Here is a 17,822-nt window from a genome sequence, read left to right as displayed (position 1 = left end):
GCAATAGTCGAATCGCTGATCGAATGTATGGAATTTTTTAAGGATTGTACGCAGCGATAAACGTAATCATTTTAAATCAATCATTTATGAAAGGGGTTTCATTATAGTGATTAAATTATAGAAGAATTTGGTAAATGTTGTCAACATCTATCCTCTCTTCTTAGATTTTACTACGTCCTCGTCAGTTATCTACGCCGCCTTATTCATCAACTGATTGATATTAGAAATAAAATAGACGCCCTGTATAGGACGTCTGTGCTATATTCCACTTTAATAAAGTTATTTCACTATTAATTCTTCGCCTTATAAAACTCATGATACAGTTTCATCAGTGCCCGTTTCTCGATACGAGAAACGTAGGAACGTGAAATACCAAGCTCTTTCGCAATCTCTCGTTGTGTCCGCTCTTCTCCGCCGGTTACCAGACCAAACCTGCCAACTACCACTTCTTTCTCCCGATCATCGAGGATATCAAGGTTCTGATAGATTTTGCTCTTCTCTATTTTAAGCTGAACCTTATCCATCACCTCATCGGCTTCGGTACCGAGGATATCGATAAGGGTAATTTCGTTACCTTCCTTGTCAGTTCCTATCGGATCATGTAGAGATACATCTTTTCTTGTCTTCTTCAAGGAGCGGAGATGCATCAGTATCTCGTTCTCTATACAACGTGCAGCAAAGGTCGCTAGTTTCGTCCCTTTTCCTTGCTGGAAACTCTCAATGGCCTTGATGAGTCCAATCGTTCCAATCGAGATCAGGTCTTCTTGATCTTCACCAGTGTTATCAAATTTCTTCACAATATGTGCAACCAGCCGTAAATTATGTTCAATAAGCAAATTACGCGAGCGCCCATCGCCTTCCGCCATTTGCTTTAAATGCTTTGCTTCGTCTTTCTCAGACAAAGGCTGAGGAAATGCATTATTTTTTACATAAGACACCAGCAAAGAAAGCTCTTTAATAAATAGTGCAATCGCCGTAAATAATCCAGGCACGGGTGACACCTCCTACAATTTTCGGGACAGTTCTTGGTTTGTCGTCTAATCATTGTATGTAGGCATACACCTATTCGTGCCTGTACGGCGGAAATAGCTAATTACCGAAAATTTTAAAATATCATTTCAGCAATCCTTATTGTTCAAAACGGAACCAGCCAAAATCAAAATTGCTTCCAGGCAAAAAGATAAAGGTGACTTTCTTCAGCCCAGTAACTCTCTCCAGCTCAAATCCACGTTCCACATATCCTTCGGACTCCGTAAATTCGATAAGTTGATTGTCTAAACCCTCATCATCCTCGAAGCGAACATGGATGGTATTCTTATCAACCGGTGATCTGCCATAAATAACGAGCTTTGAAACTCCTTCTGCTCCAAAATCCATCTGTTCGAACGTAAGGGATACGTTATTTCCGATCCCTTCCACTCCCTGTTCAGCTAAGGTAAAGGTATCTCCGTAAATACGATCACAATCTGCCGCCTTATTAACCTCAAAGGCCCGGTTCTTTTTCTCAAATGAGAATCCCTTGATATGCACCTTCTTCTGCAAAACAAAGCAAAGAGAAGTAACCCCAACAAGTCTTTTCAATAGTTGATACGTTTCCGCTTGATAGACATTCCACTGGGATTTTTTCTGATAAATTACATCAGCCAGCAGTTCACTGCCTTCTTCTTCCGGCATACCTTCCCAAATCTGCAGTTCATAAGGATCATCATCCAGCGCAAAGATTGGAATTGTGATCAGATCCGATCCATAGGCACCGAAATCGATATTGCGATAGCAGACTTGTGTTTCCCCATCACGGCTTGTCGCTACCCCCCGTTCATTTCCATTGCCGACCTCCCCTTTTACTTCATCGTATAGCCCTCCAAAAATAAAGCTGTATGGATCTTTAAAAGCCATACCCAAACCTTTTGCAGTGAATTCCAACTGGGATATCATTCTGATCTTATCCGAGCCATTCTTACTCATGCAGCGTACTCGAAAGCTTCCATCCCCGAGTGCCGTAATCTTCGCTTCTTGGCCAAAGGATTCAATTCGGGCTAGACTAGACTCAATCCCTGCATCATTCACCACACTCCAAATTACATCTTTATACGATGTGTCCGCAGGGAATAAATTAGCTTGCACTGTCATCTCTCTTGTGGATTCATCAAATTGTTGTCCGGAAGGACTCAGCAGTTCGATTTTGCGAAGAGGGATTTCATCCATATTTCCTAGATTAGGCTCCAGCTCTTTATTTTGCATACTTGCCGAAATCCCTTCTAATACGCTTTCATCTACAGGTAGAGATGTAATCTCAATCTTTTGGCTTTCTAACCCTTTTGATGAAACTTCCACCTCAATCGTACCTGGCTCTAGCGTTGTTCCAATGATCGCCATCAGTTTACCGCTGAACAATCTTCGGCTTGTGCCCTTGTATGGATCGTAATCTGTACTGTCCCCATTATCTAACCCTAGTAAGCGCCCGGCTCCTGTAACCTGTACATGTACGCGGCTATTCGCATTTTCTACCGGATACCCATGCTCATCTTCCATCGAAATCTCAACAAAGACCACATCGGTTCCACTTGCTGTAACCGCATTCTGATCCTTCTTCAAACAGATTCTGCTTGCATCACCAAAGGATCTTCTCACATCTACAGCGATGACTTGATCTGATTCGTCATAAGCAATCGCTTTCAGTTCTCCTGCTTCATAAGGAATTTTCCACCAGCCAACCAGCTGATCTCCGTGCTCATGATCGATTTCATAGGTTCCTACCGTTTCCCCATTGAGCTGAAGTTCAATCTTTGGTGCATTCGAGCAAACACGAACATCAATGATTTGACCCGGGTTAAAGTCCCAATAGGGGAAAATATGAATCATGGGCTTCTTCTTGTAATCCGTCCATGCAGCCTGGTAGATATAATAAGAGTCTTTCTTAAAATTAGCCGTATCAATTTGTCCGAAATACGAATTTTTCGTATGATACGGTGTCGGCTCACCAATATAATCAAACCCTGTCCAAATAAACTGTCCCAGCGAGAAGGGCGCATCTCTCTCCGCGATAATGCATGCTTCTGCCGACTTTGCTCCCCAGCTCGTTGTGCTGTTCCCGAGTGCTGAACACTGCTCATCGTCATCATCAAGAATGGATTGCTCGAACGGGAAATGATAGATCCCCCTGCTTTGGACAACCGATGCGGTCTCACTGCCGTAGATGATCCAGTCTGGATGCTCTTTGTGATGCTTATGATAATATTTTTCTGCATAATTATAGCCGGCCAACTTCACGATATCTGCACATTTCTGTGCGTTTTCCCATGGCATATAATTCGAGCCGATCGTCACTTTGGCATTTCCTTTGTAATCATATAGTTGGACTTCTTCCATCAGCATCTTCGTTACTTCTTGTCCCCGCTTATCGGCATGCGTATCATAAATTTCATTGCCGATACTCCACATCAGCAAGCTTGGACGATTACGGTCCCTCATTACCCAGCTTTTCACATCAATCGGAGCCCATTCCTTGAAAAAACGTGCATAATCATAGCTCGTCTTCGGTCTTTCCCACATATCAAAACCTTCCGAGACAATGAGCAATCCCATCTCATCGGCCAAATCCATAAACTCTACTGCAGGCATATTGTGTGCTGTCCGAATCGCATTAACACCCATATCCTTCAAGATTTCAAACCGTCTTCGCAGTGCCGTTACATGAAACGCTGCTCCTAATGCGCCCAAATCATGGTGCTCACATACCCCATTCAACTTCATCTTCTCGCCATTTAACTTCAACCCTTGCTGAGGGTCCATGACTAGAGTTCGAAATCCGATGTTCTGAGTGATGCTTTCAACGACCTTCCATTCCTTCTCCGCTATATCGTCCGGCAAGAGACATAATAATTCTGTTCTCAGCTGATACAAAGGCGGTTCATCTGTACTCCATAACAAAGGACTCTCGGTATGGAGTACTTGACTTACCTTTGAAACCGATTCACCCTTTTCAGAAATTACCTCTACACCATTTGTAATCATTTGATCTTTGTACAGCAATGTATGTAATAGCTGAGTTTCCCCTGCGCTATGTAGATCAGTGTCAATTTCAATACTCCATTTATGCCCTTCTTGATTCGTGTGTATATAAACTCCATTTGTCTCGATATAACTGCTTTCTCTTGTCTTAAGCCATACATTGCGATAAATGCCCGCTCCCGAATACCAACGACTGTTCGGACTTTGATGCACGACTTTCACGAGAATCTCATTCTCCCCTTCAATGAGCGCGTCGGTAATCTCAAATTCAAAGGAGGAGTAGCCATATTTCCATTCTCCAACATACGTATCATTCACATAAATGGTAGAGTCCATATAAACGCCATCAAAGCAGAGCAGCGTATGTTTCTCTTTCTTCGAGATCGTAAAGCGCTTACGATACCATCCAATACTATTCTCATATAAATCTAATGTGTTATAAATCAGCCAGTCATGAGGGATATCTACCGGCTCAAAATGAAGCTCCGTTATAGCCGTTGTTTCTAAATCACTCTTATAAAACTCCCAGCCATCGTTAAACAATTTCTTATGATTCACTGTGCATATCTCCCTTTCTTCCACCCTAAAATGTGTTCTCGATTAATGCCGAACTAATCAATAACAAGAATTCGTGGAGATGTGGCAGCGATCACTCTTGAGGAAGCCCACGAACCTATTCCTACCGCAATGAAGGTAACAGCCGCAAAAGAAAGAACTCCTCCCCAGTGCAAAATCAAAGGAAGCTCCGCAATCCCATACTCTGATAAAATTGTCCCAAGCAAGCTCGGAAGTAAATAAACGCCGAGTAAAATACCAACGATGACTCCCACAGCAGAGAGAACGATTTGCCCTATCAAAATCGATAATCGAAGATCCTGTGAAGATAATCCAATTGATTTATAAATCCCGTAGGTTTTGCTTTCTTTTTGAATCGTCATTCGGCTGATACTGTATATGATGATAATCGTTACTCCGGTGAACAACAACCCCATCATGCTCATCGGCAGAAGCAAAGAGGCTACCGCTTGTTTAAAAGTGGCATCTAATAACGTCTGCATCGTCGCTGCTAACAACGCATTTTCATACTGCCTATTTATTTCACTAACAATTTCATCCGCATCTTGTTCTTGGTTGATATTCACAAATGCAACAATATAATCGTCGTATTCATCGTGCAGGGCATCTGCCATAATTCTTGCGGATACAGACTGGTTTGCAATCGATTGGAAAATACCGCTTACGAGGAAGGATTTTTTGGTTCCTTCAATATAAACCTGGGCGGCATCCCCTACATCTTTGCCTAACTCCTCTGCAACGCGGATACCGATAGCAATCTCATTCTTCACTTGCGGGTTTCTTCCTTTAAGCGTGGTATATCCTACTTCATCATAATTTCCATTAAGTAACGAAATACTAAAATTCATAGACTTCCGATCTTCATCATGAGAGACCCTGTTTTCTTCTGAAGACACGACACCATTAACGTACCCTTGCCATGTTATATTTTTGATCCTTGGGTCAGAAGACCACATTTGATGAAATGACTCACGGGAGAAGGTAGAGGAATTTACAACTCGTAAGGAAATATCCGAGGAATCATACCCCCAGGATGTCGATGTCTGCTTAATGTAACTAATGCTGTATAAGAGAACAAATCCCAGAACAAGAACAGCCGTCATAATCGTAGCCAGAAGCATCATGAGCGTAGAAGCTTTCTTGTTTTTTCGTGTGTTTTTTAATCCTAGTACAACCAGAAACGGTGCCTTACCAAATGAATAGAGTCCTGCTTCTTTCCCCATAAATGGCTTTGTCTTCTTGCTATAGTCTATCTCTGACATTCCGTACCGAATCGCCTGCATCGGCTGAATATGGCGTGCTTTACTTGCATATAAAAACACGCAGAGCAGAATCAACACACATACGAAGCTACCCGAAGCGACAGGAATAAAATAGGCTCCGATCTTCTCTTGTGAATCTCCTAGTTTTAACGATGACAATGAGCTTTCTATGATCAACTTTGATACCCACTCGCTGGCTAATAAACCTGGAATAATCGAAATGATCGAAATAAAAGCATATTGCACTAGATAAATACCTACCATTTTACCTGAAGATAAACCTAATGCTTTCATCACACCAATCGTTCTATAATTCGATAACACATCATCTGAAATGGTGTAACCAATCGTAAATAAGGCGACCAGCGTCATTACAACACCTAGAAAAATCATAATAAATCCGATTGCTTTATTCATGATTAAATAAAAAGAAGACATCTGCTCATAACTGATCTTGGTCTCCAAATAGGGAGTACCCATATCCTGTTCAAATCGCTCCCAGTACCCCAGACTCTGATCATAATTATCATATCGAAGTCCGATCATATATTGTTCTTTGCCCTGCATACCTTGAGTCTGCTGTATATAATCCTCATGATTCATCCATATCCGTGCATCTGTAGCGAAAGGTGCGCCAAACGGCATATCGATGACAAGGGCAGATACCTCTAAGGTGAATGGACGCTTTCCATCGGTGAACTCCAGCCTGTCTCCTATCGTTATCTCATATAGATAAGCGATCGAAGTAGGAATCCAGATCTCCCCTCTTTCTGGAGATACACTCTCCTTCCCTTGCGCAAATAATAACTCATCTACTGCATACGGACGGGTCAGCGTATCCATCATATAGAGAGTGAGATTGGAAAGTTCGGCAGCCCGATCCTCACCCTGTACCGACATGCCAGCTAACATTCGGTAAGGATTCAAAGAGGAGGTTTTCACCCCTTGCTGCTCTTCCCACCACTGAGCGATCTGCTGCGGATGATGCAATTCGTCTCGTAAAAGTAACATCTCATGCGACCCCTGTGTTCTCGTATGCATCTCCGTAAATAAATTTGTAGTACTGAAGATCACATGAATAGAAGTGGTCAAAAGTAACGTCGATAATAGAATTAAGAGACCGATCAGTCCATTCTGAATTTTCTTTTTTTTGAGGTTTGCTAGACAGAGAGTGAATACAGCATTATTCATAAGGCTCACTCCTTCCCTGAGATACAAGAAAAGATAATAGATTCTCGATCCAGCAGATCACTAGAATCAAATTTACCAAATTCGAGCACATCTGCTACTTTTCCGTCTTGAATCATAATCAGTCGATCTGCCCTAGCCGCTGCTTTCATATCATGTGTTACCATGACCACCGATTGTCCTCTTCGATTCATTTCTGTTAGAATTTCAAGTACGGCTACCCCCTGATCGTAGTTCAAGCTTCCTGTCGGTTCATCTGCAAAAATGACGTCTGGATTGTTTATCAATGCTCTAGCAATCGCTGCTCGTTGTTGCTGTCCTCCTGAGGTTTGAGACGGCAAACGATGCTGCTGCTCGTCAATCCCCATCGCTTTTAGAAGTGAACGCACCGATTCCTTCACATTCTTAGTAGACTGCCCGGCGATATATCCAGGCAAAGCAATATTCTCGAACAACGTAAGATCAGGAACCAAATTTATACTTTGATAAATATATCCGATCCGCCTGGCTCTAAACTCGGCTAATTGCTTCTCCGTGTAGCGGTCTATTCGCTCTTCTCGAAAATAAACCTCTCCCACAGTTACTGCATCCAAACCACTTAGCAGATAAAGCAGTGTGGATTTCCCTGATCCCGAGTTCCCCATGATGACCGTGAAATCTCCTTCATACACTTCTAAATCTAAATTACGAATCGCATGGAATTGTTCCGTACCTGTAATATATGTTTTACAAAGGTTTTTCGCCTGAATCACTGCCTTTTTCAACAATAAAAGCCTCCTCAAGATAACGTATAATCTCATTGTAGGGAGTATTTATGTATAAATCCTTATCTAAATATGAATGAAATATTACAGCTGTTAAGAGTTACCTTACAGGGATACAGCAATAAAATACCGTTCCTTGATCAGGTACACTTTGAAAAGAAATCGAACCCTGATGTGCTTCTATAATATGTTTACAAATAGAAAGACCGAGCCCCGTCCCAGCAGCCTCTGGCTTCATTCTCGATTTCCCTTTAAAATATCGATCAAAAACAAAAGGCAGATCCTGCGGAAGAATTCCTTTTCCCGTATCTGCTATGGTTATTTTTAGATGTCCATGCTCAAGCATCGTATCCACACGAATCGAATCTCCTGAAGATGTATGTTTTAGAGCATTAGAGATTAGGTTTGTTATCACCTGCTCTAGCCGGTTCGCATCGACATGAATCAGTACATTTGGAATATGCTCGGGCTCCATAAAGATCACCCCAGCAGAACGAACGTAATGCCCCACCGGCTGCAAGATTCTAGTTAGTACGCCCTTACTGTATTGTTCGGTAAGCGTGACGGAGATTTGTCCTAGTTCCTGTAAGGCATGCTGTAGTAAATCTTCTGTTAATCGCGTCATTTTCAGCGCATTGTTATGCATCACTTCTACATATTCCATCACAGAGGGCATATCCCGGCATCCTCCCTCTCTTATCATTTCAATATAGGCGGTAAGGGTAGTAAGAGGGGTCTTCAGTTCATGAGAGATCGTAGAGACTAATTCTTTCTGTGCTTGCTCTTGTTCATCTCTCCGGCGGCTATGATGCATAATTTCCATTCTCATTTGGTCAAACATCGCATAAACCTCACCAATCTCGTCCATCGTTGTGTACTCCAATGTATTTTCGTAGTTCCCTTTTAAAATCGCTTCGGAATACTCTTTCAACTGATGTACTCGTCCTATCATATTAGTTCTTATTTTCTTTGCTAGAAGAAACAGGAGGAAGCATAGAATAAGAAATATCACCGTCATCACAATGAACAAAGAAACAGGAACAGCATGGGATTTCTGTGTGAAGATCTCACTTTCAGGCATAGTAAAAATTGCATTTCCCACTTGAATACCGGCTGCTTCATCAACGATGGGAAAAGCAATACTATAATTGCCATGGTTTTCTTTTGCATGATATAAATCGTAATGAAGTTCCGTATTCACATCGATGTACTCACGAGTATTTTCTTCTATGGTATCATATAAGATCTGTCCCTCTAGATTCGTATAAAGTAAGCTTACTTGCTGATCTTGAGCCATGGACCTCAGGGTTTGCTGTAACTCTAAATCATAAGGAATCTGCTCATGATACTCTGCTATGTATAACCTAAGGGCATTCACTTGGAGCCGGACCTGATTAATAACAGCTTCAGAAGCATTATTTTGCCTGCTAGAATGCATGAGGAGCATACCTGCGCCGCATCCCCATAGCAGAATAAGACAAGTCATCCCGGCGATCAGCCATGTTCGCATCCAATCCTTCAAATACATTTTGTTCTCCCACCCTGACTGGTCTCTTTTGTTGAATACCCTAACAAATTATTTTGTGAATATTTTCAATTCATACCCATTGCTTTTTTCATTTTAGAACCATATTTCTCTGTAAATCCGTCAAAAGCATAATGAACAACTAACATATTATCTCGTTTATACTCTGTCACTTTAGTCAAGGTGGTAATGGTGTATTCCGCATTTTTGACGGCATTTTCCACTTGGCTCGAAGACTTAAAAAAATAGATAAAGATGGCATCTTCGTTTCCCCCATTTTCTTTGATATTAAATTGATAAGGGACTACACTTTCTATCACTGCATTTGACGACGGCTCTACCTGTCTCATCTCTATTCCTTGACTTTTAAGAGACGTCTCGAAACTTTCTAGAAACTCATTCTTATCCAAACCTTCTCCCTTTCCCATACAACCAATAATAAAGAGCAATAACAGAATGCTCAGCAAATTAACCTTTTTCATGCGATCACCACCTAAATGAAGAGCTTCTTGTCCATTTTGCGCTAGTTATTCGTTGCTGCTAAGCTTGTAGCCCACACCCCACACTGTCCGAATATACTCAGGTTTTGAAGGATTTACTTCCAGTTTTTCACGCAATCTGCGAATGTACACCGTAATCGTATTTTCATCACCATACGCAGCATAGCCCCACACGGCATCTAGCAGCTGAGTTTTTGTGAACACTTGGTTTTTATGCTTGGATAGAAAAAATAGCAGTTCCAGTACTTTTGCGGAGAGCGAAATTTCTTTCCCCTCTCTTGTTACTTGATATGACTTTTTATCAATTCGAATCTTTCCAATATGTAAAATATGTTCATCACTTTTCTGCATTTGCTGTGTGCCTATCATTTCAATTCTTCGTAAGTTCGATCCAACTCTTGCAAGCAGTTCACGTAAGGAGAATGGTTTTGTCATATAATCATCCGCACCAAATCCAAGTCCGAGCACCTTATCTGTATCACTGCCTCGTGCACTTAATATGAGGATCGGCACAGGGTTGTTTGCCCGAATTTGACGACAGAGTTCGATTCCGTCTATATCAGGCAACATGATATCTAGAATAATAAATTCCGGGTTTTCTACTTCTATCGCTTGTAATGCTTCGATCCCGCTGTATACAGCACAAACTTCATAGCCATTAAGGACAAGATAATCTTTTATTACCCGAGAAATATCTTGGTCATCTTCTACAATAAGAATCTTTCGATTTAGGCTCATCTCTATTCTCCTGAACATGAATATGTATTACGCATCCATCATAACATATATACCCATTCCATCTAGAAAAAGGATGGAAAATTAAAAAGCATACCCTGCACAGCCTTTACGCTGTTCAGAATATGCTTTATTAACCATGTCGTTACTTAAACGACAATTAGATGTGTTCTTTGCAGAACGTTTCAAGCACGGCCAGTTCATCTTCTTCAAGATCAAAGTCAAGATATTTTTCGGTTACTTTTTCATACAAATCGTACTTAATAATTCCATCTTTAGGCTCGTCCGCTCTATAAATGACGCGAATGTAGACCCCATTCTCAGAGTACAACTCATCATCTTCCTCTGGATCAATTACGATTTGGAACTCATATCTAGTCCCTTCTACAATACCAAAGGGGTCGTTAATTTCTTGTACCTCAAATTCTGTAATTGTTAACATATGATTTTATGTCACCCTTTCTGCCTGTCTTAAAAGATTCATTATAACTGATCTTATGTACTCATACTATCCCTCGGAACCGTTCTTTAAAACTGAAAGCTTGGTATTTGCATAAAATTGCAGTCTTTTTCGACATTTTCCGATATACTTTACATAGCAATCCATAGAAACAGGAGGAGAAAGAACCGATGGCTATCTACCAGTATAGGACGATTTTAGGACAGAATATGCCTAGGAGAAACAGGGGTGTCTACTTGTGACTGACATTGAACTCACAAAAAAAAGAAATAACCGCTTGGTGTTTGTCCTAGCAGCAGCTATTACAGTAAACGAAATGCTTAGTTTTACAATTGGGATTTCACCCCAATTTATACTTCTAGTATTGGGTACCATATTTCTCATTATTGTACCTGTGACACTTATATCCAATCATCCCAAATTCACTCGGACCGTTCCTTACATAAAATACTTTATTACCCTCGTTAATGGTATTGCTTTATTTTTATTAATTAAGATCGATCCTCATATGATCAATATTATGACGATGTATTTTTATGTGGCCATCATGGGCATTTACCAGGATCGAATAATTAATGCACTCACACTGCTCATTACCTTGTCGATCTTATGTTTCTATTTTTTTACTCAAGGAGAAAATATATTTCACTCCACAAATGTTCAGGACCTTCTTTTCTATATCATAACTTTCACTTTGGTATCTGTCGTAAATCTGATGTATGCGCAGTTCAATAACACTTTACAGCAGGAAAAGGAACAAGAAAAGCAAAGAGCATTAGAAGCCAAATGCGCAATGGAAACGATGCTGACTAAAATTACAGAATCCGTTCAGGCTGCGAATCAATATCAGACTGATTTACAAGTGGCCACAAATGCAACCAATCAACGATCGATTGAGATTGTGTCTTCCATCGAAAACATCATTGAATCGTTTGAAATGCAGAACAAACAATCTTTGCTGCTAGCTAATCAGTTCAATCAGGTTAATGAGCAGGTTAATGAGCAGATTAATAATCTACTTATACCCACCCTTTTACCACATCAACAAAACTCTTCCTCCTCAGCTACAGCCGTAGATTTAACTGTAACTGCACCTGTAGAGGAGGCTCTTTTTGAGATGAAATCCATGTTACAGGACCTTGGAGTGGCAACAGAAATAACAGTAGATATGACCGAATACAATAAAGGAAGTCTAAATGATGTACTCCATCTGGTCTCAATTCAACAGCAGGAAATCCACTCTCTATCTGAAAGTTTTGCCAAACTTGAAAAACAGCTCAGCCGGATGAACCGGAGAAGTCAACTATAATTGAACAGGGGCATTCCGTTTTGGAATGTCTTTTTGTTAATAAAAACTGCACCTCCAATGTTAGTTGATGTCTAACATTAGGGGTGCAGTTCAAACTCGGCGGTTTACCTATTTCGCTTATTTCATTGTCATAACGTTATTTTTTCTTAATCATCACCGTTCTAGAATTCGTAAAAGCTGCAAGTCCTGCTTTACCGTGTTCAACACCAATTCCTGACTCTTTATGGCCGCCAAATGGGAAGTCAGGCTGCATGACTTGGGATTCATTAATCCAGACTGTTCCTGTTTCTAGACGTGAAGCCACATCATACGCCAGCTCCAAATCTTTGCCCCAGACAGAACCGGCAAGACCATATCTCGTATGATTAGCACGCTGTACCGCTTCATCAATATCTTTATATTTTAAAAGCGGTACGATGGGGCCAAACGGCTCTTCCTGAACGAGCCGAGAATCTTCTGGCGGATTATCTACAATCGTAACAGGAATATAATATCCTTTACCTGCAGGAACTTCTCCTTCATAAGCAATCCGGGCACCGCTGTCTTTTGTCTCTTTAATGAGTTCCTTCACCTTGTCATACTGCATTTTGTTTTGCAACGGACCTAGACCGGTCTTCGGATCAGAAGGATCTCCTACCTGAATCGTCTTCGCATAAGCGATCATTTCTTCCAGCACTTCATCATACATCTTTTCATGAATATAAAGTCGTTTTGCATCCACACATACTTGCCCTGTATTCGCAAAAGCTGCCCAGAATAACCCTTCAACCACTTGCTTCGGATCTGCATCAGGCAGCACAATCGCGGCATCATTCCCGCCTAGCTCAAGGGTTGTCCGTTTTAGATTGTCTGATGCGCTCTTCATTACTTTCTTCCCTGTTACCGTTGACCCAGTGAAAGAGATTTTATCCATTCCTTCATGTGCTGTCATCCAAGGACCCAGGTCGTCTCCACCCGAGATAATATTCAGTACCCCTTTAGGGAATAAATCCTTAGCGAGTTCTGCCATACGAAGGGTAGAAAGCGGCGTATTAGGAGATGGTTTAACAACGAGTGTATTCCCGGTAAGGAGTGCCGGTGCGATTTTCCAAGCCGCCAAATTCATAGGGAAATTCCAAGGTACAATAGCCCCCACTACACCAAGAGGTACATACTGCAGTACCACTTTATGCTCTTCGGAATCCTCCAAGATCTCTTCATCCAGACGCTGCGAGGCGATTGCTTGGTACCACCGGATCGCATCTTCCATTTCAGCCTGGCTTGCCTGAAGCGGCTTCCCATTCTCATTCATAAGAAGTTCTGTTAATTCTTCTTTGTTCTTCTCTATTACATCCGCTAGTTTTATCAGAAGTTCTGCACGTTCCTCAGTTGGTCTGCTCGACCAAGCAGGGAATGCTTCCCTGGCTGCTGCAACCGCTCTATCTAAATCCTCACGTGAGGCATCAGGAACTTCAGCGATGACCTCTTCATTGGAAGGATTAATTACAGGGATCGTTTTTTTCGTCCGAATATACTCGCCGTCAATTAACATGCCCAAAGGTTTATTAAATGTAATCGTTTTCATTTTTGGTTCCTCCGTTTCGCATTTACAGTTCCCACACCGGAACTGTTCTTAAAGATGAGATATAAGTATTGATTCTTCAATCTACTTATTACACTTGATTTATGTTATGCAGAATAAACTGCTTCACATCAGGCATACCAGCAAAGGTCTTGATGCTGTAGATGATTTCTACAGACTTCTCAGAATCCCAAGCTTCCACTTTCTCCATGATGCCTTCTTTCAGTTGAAAACAGATGGCTTTTCCATTTATTTCAATCTCCGCAGTATGTGGATCCGCAAGACCGGTGTAAACTCCTTCAGCTTCTATTTTATTAGATTCACTTGTTTTGATCTCGGTATTATTTTGAATCGTCTCTGAAGTTGTTTCATATATGATCGGCTTTTCAGGGGAGTCTGCTGTGCTGAGCTCTGCAGCCGCCGCCTGTTCTGCGTTAAAAGTAGCCACAGCTAACATCAATATACTTCCCGTTAACAACGTCGAATGATGTTTTCGTCTTTTCATAAGTTTATCCTCCCAATCCTGAGTTAAGCTTACTTTTCATTACACGAAAAATGATGGGTTCAATCATATCTCGCAAAGATGGGGTGCATTTCAAGTTTGTTTTTTTGCTTTTCGGCTTTATTATTTATCGGTATAATATGAAAGGTTGCAGGTGATTTTTAATATACATCTAGAGACAAACCATACATTCGATTGGGAGAATAAGAAATGCAAAGTGAACGACGGTCATTTAGTAAGTATGAACTGCTTTATATTATTGGCATTGTTGCCATATCGTTTTCCTCTATTTTTGTAAGATGGTCTGCGGCGGAAGTATCTGTCATTGCCATGTATCGGCTTTTTTTAACGAATCTATTGATGACTCCACTGCTCTATAAGTACCGCCATGATATCTTTCGACTAAGCAAAAAAGAGTGGATAACACTTGGCATCTCCGGCATCATGCTTGGGCTTCACTTTTTATTATGGATGAGCTCCTTACGGCTGACTACTGTTGCCAGTTCTACGGTCATTCTGACACTTGAACCGATTCTTGTAATGCTGGGTTCCATGTGGATTTTTGCTACCAAACCCAATCGTATGATGCTCATAGGCATGGGGATGGCTGTAGCCGGTTCCGTCATTATTGGAGCGGGTGATTTCCAGGTATCTGGGAATGCACTCAAAGGTGATTTTCTCTCTTTGCTTGGCACAATTGCGGTAGCTATACATATGATTATTGGACAATATGCGCGAAAGAACATCAGTGCTTTTGTCTATAATTTCTGGGTGTTCCTATTCGCAGGTTCTTCCCTGGCCGTGTATAACGCGGGAAACCAGATTTCTTTTACAGGATACGATGCTCGCGAATGGGGAATCTTCCTTCTTCTTGCGATTGTACCTACTTTGCTCGGTCACTACCTGTTTAATTGGCTGCTAAAGGTAATGAATGCAACAACTGTATCCATGTCTGTACTTGGAGAACCGGTGATTGCTTCTCTCCTCGCTTGGGTACTGCTTGGAGAAGCGCTGACCATCCTGCAGCTTATCGCGGGAGTAATTATACTTACCGGGGTATGGTTTTTTCTTCGGTATGGTAGTGAACCTCTTGATGCAGAGACCATGCCCCTGACAGAAGCAGCAGATCCCTTGAATACGATAAGCCCCGTTCCTCAAACCAAAGGATAATGCGTAAGAATATGAAGTTGAAGTCATTAAAAAGGAGGAAGCTCAAATGAACTCAATCGTAAGTATGAGATGGGTCTTGGCAAGAATGTATGAGCCAGATCTCTTTATCGCAGACTGCCGTTTTTCTCTGGCAGAGCCTGAAGCAGGAAGAAAGGCTTTTCAGCAAGACCACATCCCTGGAGCGGTTTATTTTGATCTTGAGCGCAGTCTGTCCTCTCCGCTGCAAGATCAGGGACACGGGGGACGCCACCCTTTGCCGGATATCGACAGCCTTGCGCAGCTATTGCGAAAATCAGGCGTAAGTAACGAGACACGTATTGTTGTGTATGATGATCAGGGCGGTGCGATGGCTTCCCGTCTATGGTGGCTGCTGCGCTATATGGGCCACGAAGAAGTATACCTAATGGATGAAGGATATAGTGCCTGGAAAGCATCGGGATTTCCGGTTACGGCAGAGGTGCCGGTTCGTATACCTGCTTCTTTTACACCTCATATTCAGCAGCATCTACTCGCAAGCTTGGAAGAAGTTCGAGAAGCTTCTAAACAAGGATCTTCCTTACTCATTGATTCTCGTGAACATGCACGTTATTTAGGAGTTGAAGAACCGATCGATCATACAGCAGGACATATTCCAGGTGCGATCAACTTTTTCTGGAAGGACAATCTCTGCTCGGACGGTACATGGAAATCCCCCGATGCACTTGCAGATCGCTTCCACCACCTGCCGAAAGATCAGGAGATCATTGTATACTGCGGTTCAGGTGTCACGGCTTGTCCTAATGTGATAGCTCTTCGCGCAGCGGGATTCGATAAAGTGAAACTATATGCAGGAAGCTGGAGCGACTGGATCTCCTATCGGGAGAATCCGGTGGTGACTACAACGGAATAAAATGGAAGAATCCGCACTCATCGCGGATTCTTTTTGTTTTTCGTTTTTTTAAATCCACCCATCATTACAGTGAGCGGATGCAGTAAGGCGATATTTATTTAGGGATTGTTTTACTTTTTCTTCTTCGGTTAATTACAACTTACAACCATGTATATATCGAAGGAGGTTACATAATGTGGGCTGCACTCTTGTGGGGCGGATTTTCAGCTTCCGCTGTTTTGTTGGGCGCCTTGGCCGCCTTATTTATGTCTATTCCTAAAAAAATCACCGGATTTATTATGGCTTTTGGTACCGGTACTCTCATCGGTGCAGCAGCATTTGAACTTTTAGATGAATCACTAAATAGTGGCGGAATTAAGGCAACAGCTTTAGGCTTTGCTGCGGGTTCTATCATTTACACTGCCTTTGACCTTTATATATCTAACAAAGGCGGGGCCAACCGCAAGCGATCGAATAACAATAAAAAAGATTCAAAAGAAGAGAATCAAAGCGGACTCGGCATTTTTGCAGGAACGGTAATGGATGCTATACCGGAATCGATCATGCTGGGAGCTAGTCTTCTGGCAGGTAAAGGAGTTAGTATCGTGCTTGTTGTTTCCATCTTTGTAAGTAACATTCCCGAAGGACTCTCCAGTACCATTGGACTCAGAAAAAGTGGTTATTCCAAAGCGAAAATTGCACTCATGTGGGCTTGTGTGTTACTCATTTCTGCCCTGGCTGCAATGGGAGGATATCTTTTTCTCGAACAACTGTCTGGTGAAATGAAGGCAGCAATAGGAGCTTTTGCAGGAGGAGGCATTATCTCGATGATCTGTTCAACCATGATGCCTGAAGCGTTTGAGGAAGGTGGACCTTTGGTCGGATTCATCGCTTCGATGGGGCTGCTTGCTTCTCTGCTTCTAGATATTTGGTCTTGAGGAATCAGCATAGTCAAACTGGATCATTGGCTAGCTATCAAATCTCGATAAAAACGAAAAAAGGACCCACACTTTTACGGACCACCCACTATAAGTTAGACATGGTTATTTCATATAGACAGCTTGAATAAAATGGGTTCGGTACTGTACCGGACCATTTTTCATTTTTGCCTTCACGGTAATACATTATGTACTTTTAGTTCCAATTTAAATACTTCACATTTTCAAATCCCTTTAAGTATAAAAATTCTGATCTCAATATGCCAAAGAAATTTTCCCTGCTGAGTTGTCGTAACAATTGCCTTTACACGACATACTTTGCGTAACCCCACTTGATTCAAGGGCATTACGATATGGTTTGTCTTTTGTTTCCCGACTCAATCTAATAACGAAAGTCCACAAGCAACAAAGGGAGAAAAAATTATCATTTGCACATCGATAGTTCTTTTGACC

14 protein-coding genes and 1 pseudogene are annotated in these 17,822 nt (G+C 41.7%); 4 read left to right on the top strand and 11 right to left on the bottom strand.

Annotation, left to right across the window (positions count from 1 at the left end):
* Window positions 1-290: 290 nt before the first annotated feature.
* The 8 genes from sigK to GQY27_RS11805 all read right to left on the bottom strand — a co-directional run bounded on the left by sigK (window position 291) and on the right by GQY27_RS11805 (window position 11,003).
* Window positions 291-992: an RNA polymerase sporulation sigma factor SigK gene (sigK, locus tag GQY27_RS11840; RefSeq protein WP_160034576.1), complete on the bottom strand. Its 702-nt coding sequence runs from the start codon at window positions 990-992 to the stop codon at window positions 291-293.
* 136 nt (window positions 993-1,128) lie between these two features.
* Window positions 1,129-4,569, bottom strand: coding sequence for a glycoside hydrolase family 2 TIM barrel-domain containing protein (locus tag GQY27_RS11835; protein WP_160034574.1), 3,441 nt, complete (start codon window positions 4,567-4,569; stop codon window positions 1,129-1,131).
* 53 nt (window positions 4,570-4,622) lie between these two features.
* A complete protein-coding gene (locus tag GQY27_RS11830; protein WP_160034572.1) occupies window positions 4,623-7,040 on the bottom strand; it encodes an ABC transporter permease in 2,418 nt (805 codons plus the stop codon).
* A 5-nt stretch (window positions 7,041-7,045) separates the two neighbouring features.
* On the bottom strand, window positions 7,046-7,804 hold the full coding sequence (locus tag GQY27_RS11825) for an ABC transporter ATP-binding protein (RefSeq protein WP_191798767.1): 759 nt from the start codon (window positions 7,802-7,804) through the stop codon (window positions 7,046-7,048).
* Window positions 7,805-7,901: 97 nt separating this feature from the next.
* Window positions 7,902-9,329 carry a sensor histidine kinase gene (locus GQY27_RS11820; RefSeq protein ID WP_160034568.1) on the bottom strand — a complete coding sequence of 476 codons (1,428 nt, stop codon included), beginning with the start codon at window positions 9,327-9,329 and terminating at the stop codon, window positions 7,902-7,904.
* Between the two features lie 65 nt (window positions 9,330-9,394).
* A complete protein-coding gene (locus GQY27_RS11815) occupies window positions 9,395-9,808 on the bottom strand; it encodes a hypothetical protein (RefSeq protein ID WP_160034566.1) in 414 nt (137 codons plus the stop codon).
* 45 nt (window positions 9,809-9,853) lie between these two features.
* Window positions 9,854-10,564 carry a response regulator transcription factor gene (locus tag GQY27_RS11810; protein WP_160034564.1) on the bottom strand — a complete coding sequence of 237 codons (711 nt, stop codon included), beginning with the start codon at window positions 10,562-10,564 and terminating at the stop codon, window positions 9,854-9,856.
* Window positions 10,565-10,721: 157 nt separating this feature from the next.
* Window positions 10,722-11,003: a DUF6509 family protein gene (locus GQY27_RS11805; protein WP_160034562.1), complete on the bottom strand. Its 282-nt coding sequence runs from the start codon at window positions 11,001-11,003 to the stop codon at window positions 10,722-10,724.
* Between the two features lie 256 nt (window positions 11,004-11,259).
* Between GQY27_RS11805 and GQY27_RS11800 the strand changes: the two genes are divergently transcribed.
* Window positions 11,260-12,330: a hypothetical protein gene (locus GQY27_RS11800; protein ID WP_160034560.1), complete on the top strand. Its 1,071-nt coding sequence runs from the start codon at window positions 11,260-11,262 to the stop codon at window positions 12,328-12,330.
* A gap of 136 nt (window positions 12,331-12,466) precedes the next feature.
* On the opposite strand, the gene GQY27_RS11795 is transcribed toward GQY27_RS11800, so the two are convergent.
* Entirely contained in the window at window positions 12,467-13,894 is a 1,428-nt protein-coding gene (locus GQY27_RS11795; RefSeq protein ID WP_201450722.1) for an aldehyde dehydrogenase family protein, read from the bottom strand.
* A gap of 88 nt (window positions 13,895-13,982) precedes the next feature.
* Window positions 13,983-14,396, bottom strand: coding sequence for a LytA/YqiH family protein (locus GQY27_RS11790; protein WP_160034558.1), 414 nt, complete (start codon window positions 14,394-14,396; stop codon window positions 13,983-13,985).
* 207 nt (window positions 14,397-14,603) lie between these two features.
* Between GQY27_RS11790 and GQY27_RS11785 the strand changes: the two genes are divergently transcribed.
* The 3 genes from GQY27_RS11785 to GQY27_RS11775 all read left to right on the top strand — a co-directional run bounded on the left by GQY27_RS11785 (window position 14,604) and on the right by GQY27_RS11775 (window position 17,369).
* Window positions 14,604-15,563 carry a DMT family transporter gene (locus GQY27_RS11785; RefSeq protein WP_160034556.1) on the top strand — a complete coding sequence of 320 codons (960 nt, stop codon included), beginning with the start codon at window positions 14,604-14,606 and terminating at the stop codon, window positions 15,561-15,563.
* A 46-nt stretch (window positions 15,564-15,609) separates the two neighbouring features.
* Window positions 15,610-16,452 (top strand): sulfurtransferase, encoded by an 843-nt coding sequence (locus tag GQY27_RS11780; protein WP_160034554.1) that lies wholly within the window; start codon window positions 15,610-15,612, stop codon window positions 16,450-16,452.
* 173 nt (window positions 16,453-16,625) lie between these two features.
* Entirely contained in the window at window positions 16,626-17,369 is a 744-nt protein-coding gene (locus GQY27_RS11775) for a ZIP family metal transporter (protein ID WP_160034552.1), read from the top strand.
* Between the two features lie 105 nt (window positions 17,370-17,474).
* Here the strand turns inward: GQY27_RS11775 and GQY27_RS21735 are convergent.
* Window positions 17,475-17,729, bottom strand: a pseudogene (locus GQY27_RS21735) (IS3 family transposase); the annotation flags it as partial.
* Window positions 17,730-17,822 lie beyond the last annotated feature (93 nt).

The sequence above is a fragment of the Paenibacillus sp. An7 genome, from assembly GCF_009870785.1.
Classification (GTDB): Bacteria; Bacillota; Bacilli; order Paenibacillales; family Paenibacillaceae; genus Paenibacillus.
Note: the sequence above shows the minus strand (reverse complement) of the source record. Positions and strands in the feature narration are given on the sequence as shown.